Here is a 17467-nt window from a genome sequence, read left to right as displayed (position 1 = left end):
GATGTCTCTCCTCAAAGACAGGGGGCGAGTATATCCGTCATGCGCAGACTGACTGCATTGCTTTTGCTTGAAGTTGTTTTCGATGCGAGCGGGTTAATGGATTTAGCGCATCGATCCGATTGAAACCGACCCACGCTCTAAACATTTGTTCCGCACGCATCGCGAAAATCGTTTCAGACTTTTTGGGATGCGCTTATGCCAATCCTTCGCGCATCGCATCGCTGAGAACAGTAAAAATATAGGGTTCTGTCGATTGCGCAACGTTGAAACGCAGATAACGGGCTGCGCTATGCGATGGGCTGAAAACATCGCCCGGCGCAAGCACAACACCCTTTTCAAGCGCATAGCGGGCAATCTGGCCTGAATCCATGCCTTCAGGCAAGCGCGCCCAGAGAAAGATGCCGCCCTGCGGTTCTGTCCAGAGTTCCAGCCCGATTGCTTTGAGCCGGTTTGCCGTCATGGTCATGGCGTCAGCGAGTTTAGCGCGCAGGCTGTCGATATGGCGGCGATAGGTGCCATCGGTGAGCAGGGCGTGTACAATCTGGGCGGACAAAACGTTGCTGCTGAATGAGGTCGCAAGTTTCAGATCTGTAATCCCGTCGATCCAGTCACGACGACCTGCGATATAGCCGACACGCGCTGCGGCCGAGAGTGTCTTCGAGAAACTGCCAATATGGAGCACCCGGTCAAAGCCATCGAGCTCGGCAAGAAGCGGTGCTGGCGAAGGGTGAAAATCGCCAAAGATATTGTCTTCTACAAGCTTTATGTCGTGGATTTCGGCAAGCTTGAGCAACCGGTGTGCTGTGGCGGGTGTCATGATGCCGCCCGTCGGATTGTGCAGCCCAGCATTGGAAATATACAGCTTTGGCGCTTGTTCTTCAGCGGCCTTGGCGAAGGCTTCGAGATCGGGGCCAGTATGCGTGTAGGGGATGCCGATGAGTTTGACGCGGTGCGAAAGAAGCGAGGCCTGAAAGTTGAAATAGCACGGGTCGTCTACCAGCACTGTATCGCCGGGCTGCAGCAGAAAGCGGCAGATGAGATCGATAGCATGTGTGCCTGAATCGGTCAGCAGAATATCGCCGCCTGAAAGGTTGATGCCCTGTTCGGTGAGTTTGCGCGCCAGATGATTGCGCAGAGGACGAAAGCCGAGCGGCTCTCCATATGCGACGAGATTGCTGTCTTCATCGCGTGCGATTGTGCGCATGGCGCGGCGGATACCCTCAAGCGGCAACCATTCATCGGGCAGCCAGCCACAGCCGGGCTTATAGGTCTTATTGTCAGCTTCGAGCGACTGGCGCATTACCCAGAAAGGATCGATCTGCCGGTCCTTATGCGGTGTCACTGCGGCAAGCGTAAAAGGCTGACGTGCCCGCTCTGAAACGTAGAAACCGGCACCGCGGCGCGACTGGATAATCCCCTCTGCCACCAGACGGTCATAGGCTTCGACGACCGTTGATTTCGAAACATTCATCGTCTCGGCCAAACGCCGGATTGAAGGCAGGCGAGCGCCGGGCGCAAGGCTCATGGCGGCGATACGGTCGCGAATGATGGTCATGACCTTTTCGACGAGCGGCATCTTATCGGGCGCTGCCTTGTCCTCGCTGCGACTGCCAAGATAGGCAGCTTCCACGGCTTCAAGACTGCGCAAAAGGCCCGTCGATATCATCTGTACCATCCTTTGTATCAGTACAGTTTAGCAGAATTGTCCGTGAACTGTCTCTGATTATTTGGCGGAATTCGCGGCACTGTACTAAAGCGGTTTCAGGCAGATTGGAATCACCCGAGCCGCTCTATCCCTTTGTTTCTCGCATTCCATGCCAAATCCGCTTCACGTTGCTGATGGGAATGCCGAAACACATGCAAATTGGAAAAAGGCCAAAAACAGAGAATGAACAAGACTGCGGGTTGGATTAACGGATTTCTGGGGGTTCTGATTTTTAGCGGGTCGTTACCCGCAACACGTCTGGCGGTGATCGACATCGACCCGACCTTCCTGACTATGGCGCGAGCGTCGATTGCGGGGCTGCTGGGCCTTACGCTGCTGCTCGCCTTCCGTGAACCATTTCCGCGTCGCAATGACGTTATTTCACTGATTGTCGTGGCGCTCGGCGTGGTGGTTGGCTTTCCATTACTGACCGGCATTGCGCTGCAGCATATGACGTCAGCACATGCGATTGTCTTTATCGGTCTGCTGCCACTGTCGACGGCTTTGTTTGCCGTGTTGCGTGGTGGCGAAAACCCGCGCCCACTGTTCTGGCTTTTCTCAGTTGTCGGCGGTTTGATTGTGGCGTCCTACGCCTATGGACAGGGCAGTCAGTCAACGTTGCTTGGCGATGTGCTGATGCTGGGCGCTATCATTGTCTGCGGTCTTGGATATGCTGAAGGTGCCAGCCTGTCGCGCAGGCTGGGCGGCTGGCAGGTGATCTGCTGGGCGCTGGTCTTTTCGCTGCCGGTCATGTTGCCGCTCAGCTTCATGACGCGGCCTGAAACCTGGGGCAATATCGGCGTCATGGCCTGGGGAGGGCTTGCTTATGTCACGCTGTTTTCGATGCTGATCGGCTTTTTCTTCTGGTATCGCGGACTGGCACAGGGCGGTGCAGCGGCTGTCGGGCAGCTGCAATTGTTGCAGCCATTCTTCGGCCTGATACTGGCTGCATCCATTGCTGGTGAACCGGTGAGCATGGGCATGGTGCTGACCGCTGGCGTAGTAGTGCTGTGCGTGGCTGGTGCGAAAAGGTTTGCTTAAACAAGCTTGTCGCCCAAAATTGGGGACCGGTTTTGGAATAACGACAAGCGTTATAAAAACGTCCAGACAGTCGTGCGCTTGACTTCTGCATCCTCAAGCGCACGCGTGACGGGAACTGTGTAAACGGCAAGCTGCTCAAGCCGGTCTTTGGGCAGATAGGAACGGCCCGGATCACCAACGATGATGCGGGCACCGCGAGCGGCAAGCTTTGCAAACCACGGTATCAGACGATCTGCGAGCGGCTTTTCATAGAACACGTCGCCCGCAAGCACGACTTCCCATCCATGATCCTGATCGATCAGATCGGTGAGTGTCGGGGTGATGGCAACGTTGTTTGCAGCCGCGTTGATTTCGATCGCAGGCAGCGCAAAGGGGTCGATGTCTGACGCCAGAACGCCTGCTGCTCCCGACTTCATTGCTGCAATGGCGACAAGACCCGAACCTGATGCGAAGTCGAGTACAGTTTTGCCTGAGACTGCCTTTGGATGATCGAGAATATAACGAGCAACGCCCTGGCCACCCGCCCAGGCAAAGGCCCAGAACGGCGGCGGCAGGCCGATGGTTGCCAGTTCTTCCTCGGTTTTATGCCAGAGGTCGTGGGCTTCATCGGCCAGATGAAGGCTGATTTCCGGCACATGCGGCGGCGTTTGCAGGCCAGTATTGGCGAATATGAAATCACGCGTGCCCTTTTGTGCCGGATCAAGCATCAAATATCCTTGGCGTCTAACCCGCCCATGCGGCAGACTTCGATCCATTCATCTTCCGTTACCGGCTGTACCGAAAGACGCATAGACGTGACGAGCGCCATCTTTTCAAGCTTCGGATTGGCCTTCACATCTTTTAGCGTAACCGGCTTTGGCACATCGCGCACAGCCTTGATGTCGACGCAATCCCAGCGCGGATCGTCTGTCGTGCTGTCAGGATGCGAAAGGGCGCAAATCTCAACAATGCCCACCACTTCCAGACCTTCGTTGGAATGGTAGAAAAAGCCTTTGTCGCCGAGCTTCATGGCGCGCATGTTGTTGCGTGCCAGATAGTTGCGCACGCCGTCCCATTGCTCGCCTTTTTCGCCACGGGCTTTCTGCATTTCCCATGACCATTTGAAGGGTTCGGACTTGAACAGCCAGTAAGCCATGACCAGTCCTTATGCGTTTGCTGGATTGTTGATGGCCCAGTTCCATGGGCGCACAGTCACATCAGCAAAAAGACCAGCCAGTGCGTAGGGGTCATTGGCACCGATCTTTTCGGCCTCTGCCTTGTCGGCTGCTTCAAGCACGACGAGGCTACCATTTGGCTTGCCATCTTCACCAAGGAAAGGGCCTGCAAATTTCAGCACATCACCAAGACCCTTAAGGTAGTCGAGATGAGCTGGGCGCGTATCAAGGCGCACTTGCAGATGATCGGGCTTGTCGTTGCACAGAAGAGCAAAAAGCATGTTTTCTAACCTTTTTGTTTACCCATGATCTTATCCGAAAACCGGTTCCCACTTTTCGGGATCATGCTCTAATCCTCGGTCTTAAGTGGTCGGTTAAGAAGCGCCGTTACGGCTTCATCAATCGTGATATGTCCTGCAAGAAGCGCTGCAACGGCCGTGATAATCGGTGCAGGCACTTCATGGTGTCTGCAAAGTTCAGCTGCGATGGGGGCGGTTGCCACACCTTCGGCCAGCGGGCGGTTGGTGAGGTCTTCGCCACGACCGATTGCCAGCCCATAGGAATAGTTACGTGATTGCGATGATGAGCAGGTCAGCATCAGATCGCCAAGACCGGACAGGCCCATGATGGTTTCCGGCTTTGCGCCCATGGCCTGCGCTACGCGGCGCAGTTCGGCAAAGCCGCGTGTGACAAGGGCTGCTTGTGCGCTGGCACCATAGCCGCGTCCGATGGCAGCACCTGCTGCAAGAGCCAGCACGTTTTTCAATGCGCCGCCGATTTCAACCCCTTTGAGATCGGTGGTCGAATAGCAGCGGAATGCGGGGCCGGAGAGCGTTGCTGCAAGCTGATCGGCAATGGCTGCATCTTCGCAGGCAATCGTCACCGCTGTTGGCAGGCCGCGTGCCACGTCGGTTGCGAAGCTTGGGCCGGACAATGCGCCGATCGTATGGTGGGGCAGAACCTCGGCCACCACTTCTGACATCAGCCTTCCTGTTTCGCGCTCAATGCCCTTGGCACAGAGAATGACGGGCGCAGACTGCGGAATAAGTGCGCTTAGTTTCAGAAGACCTTTGCGCATTGCCTGCGCGGGAACAACAACGAGAACTGCATCAGCATTTTCGAGTACAGCCTTGGCATCCGTGCTGGCACGAATGCCTTCAGGAAGTTCAATTTCGCCAAGGTAAGCAGGGTTGCGACGCTGGTCGTTCACATGGGCAACAGTTTCAGCATCGCGAGCATAAAGCCATGTTTCGTGCTGGCCGATGGCGCTCATGGCTGCCAGAGCCGTTCCCCATGCGCCGCCGCCAAGCACGGCAATTTTAGTCCGCTCACTCATGCCTTTGCTCCGCGACGTCCGGTGCCGAACATGGGTGCTGATTTCTCATCAAGCGGCCAGCGTGAGCGCGGAGCAAGATTGAGCGAATCAGGGCCCTTGGTTGCAGCCCGCTCAGCACCCGCCCAGGCGATCATTGCCGCATTGTCGGTGCAGAGATTGAGCGGTGGTGCGATGAAGCTGAAACCATGCTTTGCACACAGTGCTTCAAGCGATGCGCGCAATGTCTTGTTGGCAGCAACACCGCCGGCAACGATCAGCGACGGCGTTGCGCAGTTTGGGAACTCATCTTTAAAACGCTCAAGCGACCGTTTCACGCGATCCGACAAAGTGTCGGCAACCGCATCCTGAAAAGATGCGCAAATGTCCGCAACGTCCTGATCGGAAAGTGGCGCAAGCTCTGTTGCGGTCTGCCGCACAGCGGTCTTGAGACCGGAGAATGAGAAGTCGAGCCGGGCTTCGCCCTTGAGTGGCCGTGGCAGCGGGAAACGCTTCGGATCGCCCTGCAATGCCGTGCGTTCAACAGCTGGCCCCCCCGGATATGGCAAACCGAGCAGCTTTGCAGTCTTGTCGAAAGCTTCGCCAAGCGCGTCGTCGATTGTCGTGCCAAGGCGTTCATAATCGCCAAGGCCGCGTACAAGAACCATCTGCGTGTGACCGCCGGATACCAGCAGCAGCAGATAGGGAAATGCTAGGTTGTCAGTCAGTCGTGCGGTTAGCGCATGGCCTTCCAGATGATTGACCGCATAAAACGGCTTGTTTGCAGCCATGGCTATCGCCTTGGCGGTCATCAGGCCGACAATCAATCCGCCGATAAGGCCGGGACCGGCGGTCGCAGCAATCGCGTCCACATCTTCGAGCTTCACATTGGCGTCTTTGAGGGCGCGTTCCACCAGCCGGTCAAGCGCTTCAACATGGGCGCGTGCGGCGATTTCAGGCACTACACCACCATAAGGTTCGTGTTCGGCGATCTGGCTGAGCACCACATTGGACAAAATATGCCCTTTGCCGCTATCGTCGCGTTCAACGATGGCGGCGGCTGTTTCGTCGCAACTGGTCTCTATTCCAAGAATGCGCATTTGCGGTTAGACCCTGCCTGTCTCTTAACTTTATGCAATATTTTCCGGAAACCCGGTATCATGGACGGCGCGATATGCAAACAGCATCCTTGAAGATTGGCAGCTTGAAGATCGGTACTCGAGGCAGCAAGCTTGCTCTCGCGCAAGCCTATGAAACGCGCTCCCGTCTGATTGAAGCACATGGTTTCACCGAAGACGCCATCGAAATCGTGCCGATGTCCACTGCCGGTGACCGTATTCAGGATCGCCCGCTGTCGCAGGTCGGCGGCAAGGGGCTTTTTACCGAAGATATTGAAGCAGCTCTCAAAGATGGCCGCATCGATCTGGCTGTGCATTCCACCAAGGATATGCCGACTGTTCTGCCGGAAGGTCTTCATCTTTCTACGTTTCTTGAGCGCGAAGATCCGCGCGATGCATTTGTTGGCCGGACCTCGAAGCGTTTTCTCGATCTGCCGCAGGGTGCGGTCGTCGGTTCATCCTCGTTGCGCCGTCAGGCAATGATCAAGCGTCTGCGTCCAGACCTTCAGGTGGTGATGTTCCGTGGCAATGTCCAGACACGTCTGCGTAAACTCGAAGAAGGCGAAGTGGATGGCACATTCCTCGCCTGTGCCGGTTTGAAGCGTCTTGATCTCGCTGACGTGATCACTGATCTGCTTGATCCGGCGGTCTTTTTGCCAGCGCCGGGACAGGGTGCAATCGGCATTGAAAGCCGCATTGGCGATGAAAAAATCGATGCACTGCTCAAGCCATTGGCTCATCGCGAAACGCATGTAGCTCTTGCCTGTGAACGCGCATTTCTGGCAACGCTTGATGGCTCATGCCGCACACCGATTGCCGGGCTCGCAATTGTTGCAGGTGACAAGGTTTCGTTCCGTGGCATGATCCTGACGCCGGATGGCCGTGATGCGCATGAAGTAACCGCGGAAGGCTCGGCTCTCGATGCAGCCGAACTTGGTGCTGATGCGGCCAAGCGCGTGCGGGCAGAGGCGGGTGCTGATTTCTTTGAGGGCTGGGAGTAGCATTGGCGGAGGAGCGGAATGCACCAATCGGTGGCCCTGTCCTGATTACAAGGCCGGAACCGTCAGCATCAATGACGGCGGCAAAGCTTGTTGCTCTCGGCTTTTCGCCCATTTCCTTGCCTGTAAGCCGCACTGTCACGGTTCCATTCCAAATCGGCGATCAAGCATTTGACGCTTTGGCTGTCACCAGCGCCAATGCATTTCGACATGTACCCAGCGAAAATCTTGAATCGTTGAAGGCATTGCCGCTTTTTGCTGTTGGCGAAGGCACAGCAAGGGCTGCACAAGAAGCAGGCTTTCAGACTGTGATTGAAGGCGGCGGTGATGCAGTGCGTCTGGCTGCAACAATTGCCAAACATCTGCCGGAAAACGCGAGGCTCCTTTATCTAGCCGGTCGCGTGCGCCAGTCGATATTTGAGGACAAGGTGTCAGAGGCCGGGCTTAACATGGAAGTCCATGACGTCTACGACGTCGAGGCGATCAACTATTCAGCCAATGAAATCAAAGCCATTCTCGACCAAGGGCCTTTTGTCGCGGTGCTGCTCTATTCCGCAGTCGCAGCGCAGGCTTTTGTTGAGGCGATACAGAAGTTTCGCGCGCAATTTGATGCCGGAACCCGGTTTTTCTGCATTTCCGAGCGTGTTTGTCGTGAGTTGCCAGAGGAATGGTGGGCGAGAGCGCTTGTAGCTGATCATCCGGATGAGAGTGGCATTTTTCGTTTGTTTTCCAAACTTTGACTCTTTTCCTGGCAACCTTCCTTCATCTGATGATTTTATCTGGTAAGCTTCGAACCACCTGATAAGCGAATACGAGAGGACCCATGGCGAAATCCGGCACTCCGCGACATTCCAAACCGGCCCGCGCGCCCGTGACGATCAATCTCGATCCGTCTGATGTAAAACGTGTAGATGAAGGTGCTGCACCTCAATCGACACCGAAGGCCGAACCTGCCGGGGATTTCGCTCAGAAAGCCGCTCCAAAACCAGAAGCTCCAAAAACTGAGCCAAAAGTGGAAAAGCCGCCCTTTACTGCGGGTGTTAAGCCCGAAACAACAAGGGAAATGCCTCGTTCCACCGCATCTGTGCCGCCGGTAATTGAAAAGAAATCTGGTTCAACCGGCGCTATTCTTCTGGCGGGTGTTGCAGGTGGTGTAATCGCGCTGGGAGGTCTGCTTGCTTTGCAATGGGGCAATGTGGTGCCGTCACCGGGATCGCGTGTGACTGCAGAACAGCTTGCACATATCGAACAGCAGATTGCCGACCTGCGCAGCAATCCCGCCCCTGCGCCACTTGATGATGCGAGCAAGGCGCAGTTTGCCGATTTGCAGAAAAATGTCGAAGCGGCTGAAATCAAGGCGGAGGCCGTCGCTGGCACGCTGACCGAAGTTCAGCAGCAGATTGCAGCACTCCCAAAGCCAGGCGAGGGCGATGCTGCTCCTGCGGATTTGTCGGCTTTGACCGAGCGTTTAGCATCGCTTGAGCAGCAGTTGAGTGATGCAAAGAATCAGGCTGATCAGGCCGCAGCCGGAGTTTCCGGCAATAGCGGCACGATTTCGAACCTTGAACAGAAGCTGGTTTCGCTTCAGGACAAGGTGAGCGAAAGCGCGCGCCAGCCTGATGCATCCGCACTGATCGCCGCCAATGCGTTGAAGACAGCGATTGATCGCGGTGGTTCGTTCAAGGCTGAACTCGACACTTATGCATCGGTTGCACCACAGGATACGTCAATTGAAGGGCTGAAGACCTTTGCCGACAAGGGCGTACCGACCATTGCCGATCTCAATGCATGGTTTGGGCCTGTGGCGAACAAGATCATTGCCACGGAAAATAAGCTTCCAGCAGATGCAGGCGTTTGGGATCAGCTCGTCGCGAGTGCCAAGGGGCTTGTCAGCGTGCGTCCTGTTGCTGGCAATGTCAGTGGAACAGGTGTTGGCCCGACCACGGCGCGCATGGAAGCAGCCCTTCATGCTGGCGATCTTGAACGCGCGGTTTCCGAATGGGAACAGTTACCAGCCGATGCCAAGGCTGTTTCGGAAGAGTTTTCAGGACAGATGAAGGCGCGGCGCGATGCCGATGCGCTCATCCAGCGTCTCGTGACCGAAAGCCTCAAGCCTAAGACTGCAACAGACGCTACGGCGCCAAATTAAGGAGGCGTCCATGCTGCGTGTAATTTTTTACTTCGCTATCGTCGTTGCTCTGGGATTTGGCTTCTCGTGGCTCGCTGATCGTCCGGGCGAGCTTGATGTTACCTTTGGCGGTAATCACTACAACGTGCCGCTGATTACGGCTGCTGCTGGTGTTGTGGCAATTGTTGCGGCGATCCTGATTATCTGGTGGCTGATCAAGAGCATTATCCAGTCGCCCTACACACTTCGCCGTCATTTCCGTGCACGCAAACGCGACCGGGGTTATCAGTCACTGTCGACAGGCTTGATTGCGGCTGGCGCTGGTGATGCAGAAGCTGCTCGCCGTATGACGAAGCAGGCAGGCAAGCTGCTTAACTCCGATCAGGAGCCGCTCATCAAGCTTCTTGAAGCGCAGACAGCAATGCTTGAAGGTCGCTCAGACGACGCCCGCAAGGGCTTTGAGGCGATGATCGAAGATCCGGAAACCAAGCTTCTTGGCTTGCGCGGTCTTTATATAGAAGCACAACGCGTTGGTGCACGTGAAGCTGCCCGCCATTATGCCGTGGAAGCAGCCAAGGAAGCGCCGCAGCTTGAATGGGCGTCGTCTGCCGTCATGGGTCAGCTCTGCTCGGAAGGCGACTGGGATGGCGCCCTGAAGCTCGTTGAAGCGCGCAAACAGGCGCTCGCGCACAGCAAGGATGTGGTGAAGAAGGAGCGCGCAGCGCTTCTGACTGCCAAAGCCATGGCGACAGTCGATGTCGATCATGCACATGCAAAGGCGATTGCGCTTGAAGCCAACAAGCTCGCGCCTGATCTGGTGCCTGCAGCTGTTGTTGCGGCCCGTGCATTGTTTGCTGATGGTGAAGTCCGCAAAGGCTCCAAAATCCTTGAAGCTGCATGGAAGCGTTCGCCGCACCCGGATATTGCTTCGACCTATGTATATGGTCGGGCTGGCGATACTGTGCAGGACCGCCTGAAACGGGCAAAGCATCTGGTCACGCTCAGGTCCAACAATGCGGAAGGCAGCCTGGCCGTAGCGCGTGCTGCTTATGAAGCGGGTGATTATCGTCTGGCGCGTGATAATGCTGAGCAGGTGTTGCGAGGCTCGCCGCGTGAAAGCGCTTATCTATTACTTGCGGATATCGAAGAGGCTGAAACCGGTGATCAGGGCAAGGTCAGGCAATGGCTTGCACAGGCCGTCAAAGCTCCGCGCGATCCGGCATGGACAGCAGATGGTTATGTGTCCGAGCAATGGTCGCCGGTATCTCCGGTCACAGGTCGTCTCAACAGCTTTGAGTGGAAAGTGCCGGTTGAGCAGCTTTCGCCTGTGATTGAGGTTGAAAAGCCGGAAGTGGCTGAAGCCGTTCCTGATCGCATTCCAGAAAACAAGGCAATCGTTCCGGTCGAGAAACATGAACTTAAGCCGAAGTTTCACGATGTTGTTGAGGCGGAGGTTGTTGTGCCAGAGGCGGAGCCTGTCAAGGTAAAGCCAGAGCCGGTTAAGCCTGAAATCAAACAGGTAGAGAAGCCTGCTGTTCTGGATGTGGCAGAAGCAGACGTCGAAGGTGACAACGAGAAACGTCCTGGTCATATGATCGTTGACGATCCCGGTGTTGATGAACGCAAGGCCTCGCAGAAGAGCCAAAACAGCGGTTTGCACCTTTTCTGACCCCATAATTGTTGCCTAAAGACCACGCAGGAACCGTCTTGAGCTGTTGAAACGCGGCCAAGGCGGTTTGTCGTCTTGTGCCGTGCGGTCATCTCGTTACTTTCAATTCTTCTAAAGAACGGCATTTGCCGAAAGTGTTTCTGTGGCGAGGGTGAATGTTCGAGCGTTTGCTGGATTTTCTGAAAGAGTTGCCGGGTAACGGTTTACGCGAACGGGGCGAAAAATTTGCCGACGATGATCCAAGACTGGCTGCTGCTGCCCTGATGTTTCACATTATGGATGCAGATGGGGACGCGCGCGAAGTAGAACGTGCCAAGCTTTCCACCATGCTTTCGCAGAAATATGCCCTGAAGGGTGATGCGCTAAAACAGCTTATCCGCGCTGCTGAAGAAGCCGATCAGGAATCAATCAGCCTGTCGGATTTCACCACTGTTCTCAAGCGCCATCTGGATTATCACGCACGTCTCGATTTCATCGCCTTGATGTGGGACATCGTTTATGCCGATGGCATCGCCAGCGAAGTTGAGGTCGATGTGATGTGGCGTGTGGCCGAGCTTATAGGCATCAAGGCTGAAGACCGCGATCAGATTGAAGCGCGTGTCCATGCCGGAAATACCACCGCGCCAGAAGCCTGACGCGGCGGTAAAAGTTTTAAGTGCGTCCCTGCAAATTGCGTGCCTTGCGCAATTGCGGGAACATGGCAGCCCAGGCTGCTGCAACCGCAATTGAACCTATCCCGCCAATGACCACCGCAGGCACAGCACCGATAGCTGCCGCCATAAGGCCTGCGCGGAACTCTCCAAGCTCGTTTGAAGCGCCGACGAAGACCATGTTGACAGCGTTCACACGGCCACGAACATGGTCGGGCGTCCAGAGCTGCATCAATGTTTCGCGAATATAGACGCTGATCATGTCGGCAGCGCCGGCCAGAGCGAGAGCGATAATCGATAGCCACGTCAGCGTTGAAACACCAAAGATGATGTTGAAGAAGCCGAACAGTGCCACACACACGAACATTACGCGGCCTGCATGATCGCGGATTGGATGGCCCGCGAGCCAGATTGCTGTGAGAACAGCGCCGATACCTGGTGCCGAGCGCAGAAGGCCCAGACCCCATGGACCAAGATCGAGAATATCGCGTGCATAGATGGGCAGAAGCGCAACCGTACCGCCCAGCAGAACGGCAAAAAGATCGAGCGAGATTGCACCCAGAACGATCTTTTCCTTCCAGATATAGCGGAAGCCTGCAAGCATGGTTGAGAGCGAGCGCTCTTCAGTCATTGTGTGCTGCTTTGGCTTTGGAATTGAGAAAATCAGGACAGAACCTGCAACCAGAAACACAGTTGCTACGCCATAAGCAGCGATATGCGAGATGCCGTAGAGCAGGCCGCCAGCAACAGGGCCGACGATGGTTGCTACCTGCCAGGCCGATGAGTTCCACGAAACGGCATTGGCGAAGTCTTCCGTCGGAACGAGGTTGACCACCAGAGAAGCGGAAGACGGTCCGAGGAAAGCGCGCGCGATGCCGAAGACCAACAATGCCCCAAAGACGACAATAGGCTCGAAGTCGCCAAACAAGGTGAGGAGCAAAAGGAAGGCTGTGACGCCTGCTTCCAATACCAGTGACAACCCCATGACAAGCCGTCGGCCAAAACGGTCAGCAGCGGCACCCGTAAACAGAACCAGCACAAGTGCCGGGAGAAACTGGACAAGGCCAACCATGCCAAGATTGAATGCGTCACGGGTCTGGTCATAAATCTGCCAGCCAACCGCTACGCTGACGATCTGAACGGCAAAAGCGCTCAGAAAACGCGCGGCCCAATATTTTTTAAAGGAAGCATGGCGGAATGCGGCGTAACGATCCGCATGGGAAGCATCGGTGCTGGGGGACATTGCTCAAGACATCTGTAAAAGGGAGTTCCTTCTTACAGCAATTTTTAGTCGGCAAGTATCACATTTCTTGGAGAATCTAACGGTTATGCAACAAAGCGGGAGCGTGTCTCTGTAAAGTCAAAGTAGGAGACAGTCGGCGGATAGCAAAAAGGCCGGTCGAAACCGGCCTTCCGTTAAATATTTTTCAGGACTGTTGATCAATCCTTGCCAAGAAGGCCTTTCCAGATGATTGCGCCAATTGCGGCGCCCACCAGCGGAGCGACCCAGAACAGCCAGAGCTGGCCGAGCGCGCTGGTTTCTGCAAACAAGGCTGCCGCTGCCGAACGTGCAGGATTGACCGAGGTATTTGTTACCGGGATCGAGATCAGGTGGATCAGCGTCAGTGCCAGACCAATTGCGATTGGTGCAAGGCCAGCTGGTGCCGAGGATGATGTCGAACCCAAAATGACGATCAAGAAGAAGGCCGTCAGCACGATTTCAACGAGCAGTGCCGATGTCAGGCTATATCCACCTGGTGAGAGTTCACCATAGCCGTTGGATGCGAAACCAGCTGCTGTAAAGCCGCTTTTACCGGTTGCGATGAGGTACAGAATTGCTGCTGCAGCAATGCCGCCCAATACCTGTGCAATCCAGTAAGGGATGAGGTCTTTAGCCGGGAAGCGTCCCGCAACCAGAAGACCGAGCGATACGGCTGGATTGAAATGACCGCCGGAAATGCCGCCAACAGCATAGGCCATTGTAAGGACGGTCAGACCGAAGGCGAGTGCAACGCCCGCAAAGCCGATGCCCAATTCAGGATAAGCGGCTGCGAAGATCGCGCTGCCGCAACCGCCGAAAACAAGCCAGAATGTTCCGAAAAATTCCGCAGACAGTTTGTTCAACATGGAAGTCCCCAGTGTTGGTGTAGTGATAAGTGCCATTGCGAATCAGATGACCAAATATATAGCCGACTTTTTCTTACATCAATCATGTTTAATTGGAGGATATTTTTATAATTTCTGGATGCTATTGAATGAATATCAGTAAATTTTTAATCGATCCCTATTTGTATTAGAATGTTCTTTTAAATAGTTCTAAAAGCTCAAAAAGACCAGGAAAACCCATGAATTAGCCGCTTTTCCGCCTTAATTTAAATCATTCTTGTTTTTGTCTTGTATATTGCGGGAGTGGTTGTGCCCGCGCTATAAGAAGCTTGTTCATGCAGATGGTTATGATGGAAACTATCTCGGCAAACGGGTATCGCGTGGGGCATTATAGGGAGTTGCCAGCCTTGAATATTCAATTGGAGGCACGAACTGGCGGATCGGTCTTGCGCGCTGTATCGGCTATGACCATGATCGCTCTTCTTTCCGGCTGTACCGCGACTGCATGGAGCGAGACGGTACGTATCGATAGCAAGCCGCCGATGCCGACAGAATGTGCTGGTTGGCAGAGAATTGATCTCAAGCAGCGCACAACAATGGTTCTTCTGCGTGAAGATGCGCGCCTCGTAACCGATATCGATGCGCATAATCTTAAGGGCCGCAATCTGGGTTGCTGGGAGTAGCCTTTTCTTTCTTATCCGTTTTTGATGTTTTTTTGTGACTGATCCGGCGAATGTCAGGTCAGCAAGACCGTTATTGCGTCTGTTCCAATAATTGCCTGAATGTTCTGCGTTATAAAAACACAATGCTCGCGCAATTTTTATAGCTGATTCTGACTGTATTAACCTCACATTAACCATGGAGGTTAAAGGTCATTTTGATATCGATTTCATCCGCGCTCCATGTGGGACTGCGGGCAATTTAGAGAAGCACACCGGTGATACGTTTCGAGAATGTAGGCCTGCGATATGGAATGGGGCCAGAGATCCTGAAGGATGTCAGCTTCCATATTCCGCCACGTTCATTTCAATTTCTGACCGGACCGTCCGGTGCCGGGAAAACCTCTTTGTTGCGCCTGTTGTTTATGGCGCTGAAACCAACGCGCGGACTGATCAATATTTTTGGCAAGGATGTCGCGCGGCTCGATCATAAGGAAGTGCCGCTTCTGCGTCGGCGCATCGGGATTGTATTTCAGGATTTCCGTCTGCTCGATCACATGACAACCTATGAAAATGTTGCTCTTCCGCTGCGCGTACGCGGCAAGGAAGAGGCGACATACCGTCATGAAGTAGAAGAACTTCTGCATTGGGTCGGCCTCGGTGACCGCATGAACGTGCTGCCGCCCGTGCTTTCCGGTGGTGAAAAGCAACGTGCTGCAATTGCGCGTGCGCTGATCGATCAGCCAGAATTGCTGCTGGCGGATGAGCCGACCGGTAACGTCGATCCACCGCTCGCCAAGCGCCTGTTGCGGCTGTTTACCGAGCTTAATCGTTCCGGCACTGCAGTCATCATCGCGACGCACGATCTATCGCTGATGGATCAGGTGAATGCGCGTCGCATGATCCTCGAACATGGGCGGCTCGATATCTATGATTGAAGCTGACAAAGACTGGCAGAGAGCTTTTCGGAAGGTCCTAGACGATCTGCGCATCCGCTTTGAAGACCTCAAAGATATGCTGATGGTTCGCATCGGCAAGCGCAGGAAACGTCAGGGGCCAAGCCCGATTGTGCCGGACGGCAGTGTGACGGGCACAGCGCTTGTGATCGTGATTGCGATCATGACATTTCTCGCCTGCCTTACCCTGGGTGGCGTTACGCTGGTGCGCGCTTCTGCTGCTCAATGGCAAAGTCAGATTGCACGCGAAGCAACCATTCAGATCCGACCTGCCGATGGGCTGGACATGGAAAAGGCGCTTCAGGACGCGAGCGGGATCGCGCGCGGCTTTGCGGGCGTGAAAGATACCAGTATCATCGACAAGGATGCCACCGCGCGTTTGCTTGAGCCCTGGCTTGGTACAGGCCTCAATATCGATGAATTGCCCGTTCCACGTCTGGTTGTTGTGACGATTGATGAGAATTCGCCGCCGGATTTTGAAACAATGCGGGCGGAAATTACCCGCTCTATCCCGAGCGCTAGTTTCGACGATCACCGCACATGGGTCGACCGGCTTGTTTCAATGGCCAATACAACCGTGCTGATCGGAACGGGTGTCTTGTCGCTCGTCATTGCCGCGACTGTTCTGACGGTTATCTTCGCAACGCGCGGGGCCATGTCCGGCAATGGCCATATCATTGAAGTTCTGCACTTCATCGGTGCAGAATCAAAATTCGTTGCGCGCGAGTTCGAATGGCACTTTTTCCGCACAGCCCTTAAAGGTGCGCTGTTTGGCGGAGGGGCCGCTATGCTGGTTTTCTTCGTCTTTTCGTGGTGGGCATCTCGGCATATGGCGACGCCTGCCGGTGATCAGGCTGCCGCAATGTTCGGTAATTTTGCCATTGGTCGCGATGGTTACATTGGCGCTGCGGCAATCATCATTCTAGTGAGTGTGCTGACGATGTTGACGAGCCGCCTGACGGTCGTTCGACAGCTTGCGACGATGGATGGTCCGGGAGTACGGGCCGAATGACCGCTTTTTTTACCAATACCGGCCGGAAGTCACGAATTTCCGGCAACTTTCCGAGTTATCGCCGCAATGATGGCTATGATAGCAAGAAAGGTGAACGCAAGGTTCAGCAAACGGTATCGGTTGGGCATTCGGGAAGCGTTGATGCAGCAGCAGATAGAGAGATGGGGGCGGATACGGGTGCTGTGGTATGGCGCCGCAGTCGTACAATTGGTGCGACGTCCACGCTTGCGTCTACAGTCGGTAAATTCTTATGGTCTGTCCTAATGCGTGTATTTCGACGACTTCAGCCTATTTCCATCGTTCTCTTTCTGGCCATTGTCGCTTTCCTGATTGGCTTTGTTGCCTTCAGTGAAAAAGTCACCAGCATGCAGTCGCCTGTTCTGGATGAACCGGCTGACGCTATTGTTGTTCTGACTGGTGGACAGTCCCGCATTCAGGCCGCTCTCGATCTTTTAAAGGGCAAGCAGGGAAAACGTTTGTTGATTAGCGGCGTTCATCCGTCAACCACGGAAAAATCGCTGCAGCGTGCGACCCATTCAGAGCAAAGTCTGTTTGATTGCTGTGTCGATCTTGACCGATCTGCGCTTAACACTGTGGGTAATGCGACTGAAAGCGAACGCTGGATACGCGCCAACAACTATCATCGTGTGATTGTCGTCACCAATAATTACCACATCCCGCGTAGCATTCTGGAAATGTCCTATCGGATGCAGGACGTTGAATTTGTGCCTTATCCTGTGGTCAATGGCGAAAAGCGTTCGCATAGCTGGGTGGCAGAGAGCGATACGCTCAGAGTGCTGTTTATCGAATATGTCAAATATCTGGGTGCTGCCATTCGCGTAGGCGGAGCTAGAATTTTCGGTGATACGGCTTAAGCCCCAATAAGTGCATCCCACGATTTGATGATCGCGTGCAGAGATTTCCTTATGGAAAAAGCTCAGCTTCCTGATATATCGGGT

At 54.7% G+C, this 17467-nt stretch carries 18 protein-coding genes; 10 read left to right on the top strand and 8 right to left on the bottom strand.

Annotated elements, in window-relative coordinates:
* Nucleotides 1–193: 193 nt before the first annotated feature.
* On the bottom strand, nucleotides 194–1666 hold the full coding sequence (locus CEV34_RS06155) for an aminotransferase-like domain-containing protein (protein WP_007872150.1): 1473 nt from the start codon (nucleotides 1664–1666) through the stop codon (nucleotides 194–196).
* 222 nt (nucleotides 1667–1888) lie between these two features.
* Between CEV34_RS06155 and CEV34_RS06150 the strand changes: the two genes are divergently transcribed.
* Nucleotides 1889–2746 (top strand): DMT family transporter, encoded by an 858-nt coding sequence (locus tag CEV34_RS06150; RefSeq protein WP_007872148.1) that lies wholly within the window; start codon nucleotides 1889–1891, stop codon nucleotides 2744–2746.
* A 50-nt stretch (nucleotides 2747–2796) separates the two neighbouring features.
* Here CEV34_RS06150 and CEV34_RS06145 read toward each other — a convergent pair whose 3' ends face one another.
* The 5 genes from CEV34_RS06145 to tsaD form a co-directional block, all read right to left on the bottom strand.
* Entirely contained in the window at nucleotides 2797–3453 is a 657-nt protein-coding gene (locus CEV34_RS06145) for a class I SAM-dependent methyltransferase (protein WP_007872141.1), read from the bottom strand.
* On the bottom strand, nucleotides 3453–3881 hold the full coding sequence (locus CEV34_RS06140) for an EVE domain-containing protein (protein WP_007872139.1): 429 nt from the start codon (nucleotides 3879–3881) through the stop codon (nucleotides 3453–3455). The genes CEV34_RS06145 and CEV34_RS06140 overlap by 1 nt, the downstream gene beginning before the upstream one ends.
* Before the next feature lie 9 nt (nucleotides 3882–3890).
* A complete protein-coding gene (locus tag CEV34_RS06135) occupies nucleotides 3891–4181 on the bottom strand; it encodes a YciI-like protein (protein ID WP_007872137.1) in 291 nt (96 codons plus the stop codon).
* A gap of 68 nt (nucleotides 4182–4249) precedes the next feature.
* Nucleotides 4250–5236 carry an NAD(P)H-dependent glycerol-3-phosphate dehydrogenase gene (locus CEV34_RS06130; RefSeq protein WP_007872135.1) on the bottom strand — a complete coding sequence of 329 codons (987 nt, stop codon included), beginning with the start codon at nucleotides 5234–5236 and terminating at the stop codon, nucleotides 4250–4252.
* Nucleotides 5233–6312 carry a tRNA (adenosine(37)-N6)-threonylcarbamoyltransferase complex transferase subunit TsaD gene (gene tsaD / locus CEV34_RS06125; protein ID WP_007872133.1) on the bottom strand — a complete coding sequence of 360 codons (1080 nt, stop codon included), beginning with the start codon at nucleotides 6310–6312 and terminating at the stop codon, nucleotides 5233–5235. Before tsaD ends, CEV34_RS06130 begins: the two co-directional genes overlap by 4 nt.
* A 74-nt stretch (nucleotides 6313–6386) precedes the next feature.
* Between tsaD and hemC the strand changes: the two genes are divergently transcribed.
* The 5 genes from hemC (at nucleotide 6387) to CEV34_RS06100 (ending at nucleotide 11760) form a co-directional block, all read left to right on the top strand.
* Nucleotides 6387–7331, top strand: a complete 945-nt coding sequence (gene hemC, locus CEV34_RS06120; protein WP_007872131.1) for a hydroxymethylbilane synthase — start codon at nucleotides 6387–6389, stop codon at nucleotides 7329–7331.
* Between the two features lie 2 nt (nucleotides 7332–7333).
* The gene (locus CEV34_RS06115) at nucleotides 7334–8068 is read left to right on the top strand and encodes a uroporphyrinogen-III synthase (RefSeq protein ID WP_007872130.1); all 735 of its coding nucleotides are present in this window, start codon (nucleotides 7334–7336) and stop codon (nucleotides 8066–8068) included.
* A gap of 83 nt (nucleotides 8069–8151) precedes the next feature.
* Complete coding sequence (locus CEV34_RS06110) at nucleotides 8152–9477, top strand: COG4223 family protein (RefSeq protein WP_007872129.1); 1326 nt, start codon at nucleotides 8152–8154, stop codon at nucleotides 9475–9477.
* 10 nt (nucleotides 9478–9487) lie between these two features.
* Nucleotides 9488–11125, top strand: coding sequence for a heme biosynthesis protein HemY (locus CEV34_RS06105; RefSeq protein WP_094543471.1), 1638 nt, complete (start codon nucleotides 9488–9490; stop codon nucleotides 11123–11125).
* A gap of 155 nt (nucleotides 11126–11280) precedes the next feature.
* On the top strand, nucleotides 11281–11760 hold the full coding sequence (locus CEV34_RS06100) for a tellurite resistance TerB family protein (RefSeq protein ID WP_007872127.1): 480 nt from the start codon (nucleotides 11281–11283) through the stop codon (nucleotides 11758–11760).
* A gap of 16 nt (nucleotides 11761–11776) precedes the next feature.
* Here the strand turns inward: CEV34_RS06100 and CEV34_RS06095 are convergent, their stop codons facing one another.
* Nucleotides 11777–13018: an MFS transporter gene (locus tag CEV34_RS06095; protein ID WP_007872125.1), complete on the bottom strand. Its 1242-nt coding sequence runs from the start codon at nucleotides 13016–13018 to the stop codon at nucleotides 11777–11779.
* Nucleotides 13019–13215: 197 nt separating this feature from the next.
* Nucleotides 13216–13902, bottom strand: coding sequence for an aquaporin Z (gene aqpZ / locus CEV34_RS06090; RefSeq protein WP_094543469.1), 687 nt, complete (start codon nucleotides 13900–13902; stop codon nucleotides 13216–13218).
* Nucleotides 13903–14288: 386 nt separating this feature from the next.
* Between aqpZ and CEV34_RS06085 the strand changes: the two genes are divergently transcribed.
* The 4 genes from CEV34_RS06085 to CEV34_RS06070 all read left to right on the top strand — a co-directional run bounded on the left by CEV34_RS06085 (nucleotide 14289) and on the right by CEV34_RS06070 (nucleotide 17383).
* Entirely contained in the window at nucleotides 14289–14564 is a 276-nt protein-coding gene (locus CEV34_RS06085) for a hypothetical protein (RefSeq protein ID WP_007872122.1), read from the top strand.
* A 290-nt stretch (nucleotides 14565–14854) separates the two neighbouring features.
* Complete coding sequence (ftsE, locus tag CEV34_RS06080) at nucleotides 14855–15478, top strand: cell division ATP-binding protein FtsE (protein WP_153223108.1); 624 nt, start codon at nucleotides 14855–14857, stop codon at nucleotides 15476–15478.
* Nucleotides 15471–16508, top strand: a complete 1038-nt coding sequence (locus CEV34_RS06075) for a cell division protein FtsX (protein ID WP_007872117.1) — start codon at nucleotides 15471–15473, stop codon at nucleotides 16506–16508. Before ftsE ends, CEV34_RS06075 begins: the two co-directional genes overlap by 8 nt.
* Nucleotides 16505–17383, top strand: coding sequence for a YdcF family protein (locus tag CEV34_RS06070; RefSeq protein WP_007872114.1), 879 nt, complete (start codon nucleotides 16505–16507; stop codon nucleotides 17381–17383). The genes CEV34_RS06075 and CEV34_RS06070 overlap by 4 nt, the downstream gene beginning before the upstream one ends.
* Nucleotides 17384–17467: the final 84 nt, after the last annotated feature.

The sequence above is a fragment of the Brucella pseudogrignonensis genome (genome assembly GCF_002252525.1).
Taxonomy (GTDB): Bacteria; Pseudomonadota; Alphaproteobacteria; order Rhizobiales; family Rhizobiaceae; genus Brucella; species Brucella pseudogrignonensis.
Note: the sequence above shows the minus strand (reverse complement) of the source record. Positions and strands in the feature narration are given on the sequence as shown.

What these genes read in the sequence shown, in the direction of transcription:
- aqpZ (WP_094543469.1), bottom strand. Translation starts at nt 13,902, where the DNA reads ATGTTGAACAAACTGTCTGCGGAATTTTTCGGAACATTCTGGCTTGTT.
- CEV34_RS06140 (WP_007872139.1), bottom strand. Translation starts at nt 3,881, where the DNA reads ATGGCTTACTGGCTGTTCAAGTCCGAACCCTTCAAATGGTCATGGGAA.
- CEV34_RS06095 (WP_007872125.1), bottom strand. Translation starts at nt 13,018, where the DNA reads ATGTCCCCCAGCACCGATGCTTCCCATGCGGATCGTTACGCCGCATTC.
- CEV34_RS06145 (WP_007872141.1), bottom strand. Translation starts at nt 3,453, where the DNA reads ATGCTTGATCCGGCACAAAAGGGCACGCGTGATTTCATATTCGCCAAT.
- tsaD (WP_007872133.1), bottom strand. Translation starts at nt 6,312, where the DNA reads ATGCGCATTCTTGGAATAGAGACCAGTTGCGACGAAACAGCCGCCGCC.
- CEV34_RS06110 (WP_007872129.1), top strand. Translation starts at nt 8,152, where the DNA reads ATGGCGAAATCCGGCACTCCGCGACATTCCAAACCGGCCCGCGCGCCC.
- CEV34_RS06075 (WP_007872117.1), top strand. Translation starts at nt 15,471, where the DNA reads ATGATTGAAGCTGACAAAGACTGGCAGAGAGCTTTTCGGAAGGTCCTA.
- CEV34_RS06135 (WP_007872137.1), bottom strand. Translation starts at nt 4,181, where the DNA reads ATGCTTTTTGCTCTTCTGTGCAACGACAAGCCCGATCATCTGCAAGTG.
- CEV34_RS06105 (WP_094543471.1), top strand. Translation starts at nt 9,488, where the DNA reads ATGCTGCGTGTAATTTTTTACTTCGCTATCGTCGTTGCTCTGGGATTT.
- CEV34_RS06150 (WP_007872148.1), top strand. Translation starts at nt 1,889, where the DNA reads ATGAACAAGACTGCGGGTTGGATTAACGGATTTCTGGGGGTTCTGATT.
- ftsE (WP_153223108.1), top strand. Translation starts at nt 14,855, where the DNA reads ATGGGGCCAGAGATCCTGAAGGATGTCAGCTTCCATATTCCGCCACGT.
- CEV34_RS06100 (WP_007872127.1), top strand. Translation starts at nt 11,281, where the DNA reads ATGTTCGAGCGTTTGCTGGATTTTCTGAAAGAGTTGCCGGGTAACGGT.
- CEV34_RS06155 (WP_007872150.1), bottom strand. Translation starts at nt 1,666, where the DNA reads ATGATATCGACGGGCCTTTTGCGCAGTCTTGAAGCCGTGGAAGCTGCC.
- CEV34_RS06070 (WP_007872114.1), top strand. Translation starts at nt 16,505, where the DNA reads ATGACCGCTTTTTTTACCAATACCGGCCGGAAGTCACGAATTTCCGGC.
- hemC (WP_007872131.1), top strand. Translation starts at nt 6,387, where the DNA reads ATGCAAACAGCATCCTTGAAGATTGGCAGCTTGAAGATCGGTACTCGA.
- CEV34_RS06130 (WP_007872135.1), bottom strand. Translation starts at nt 5,236, where the DNA reads ATGAGTGAGCGGACTAAAATTGCCGTGCTTGGCGGCGGCGCATGGGGA.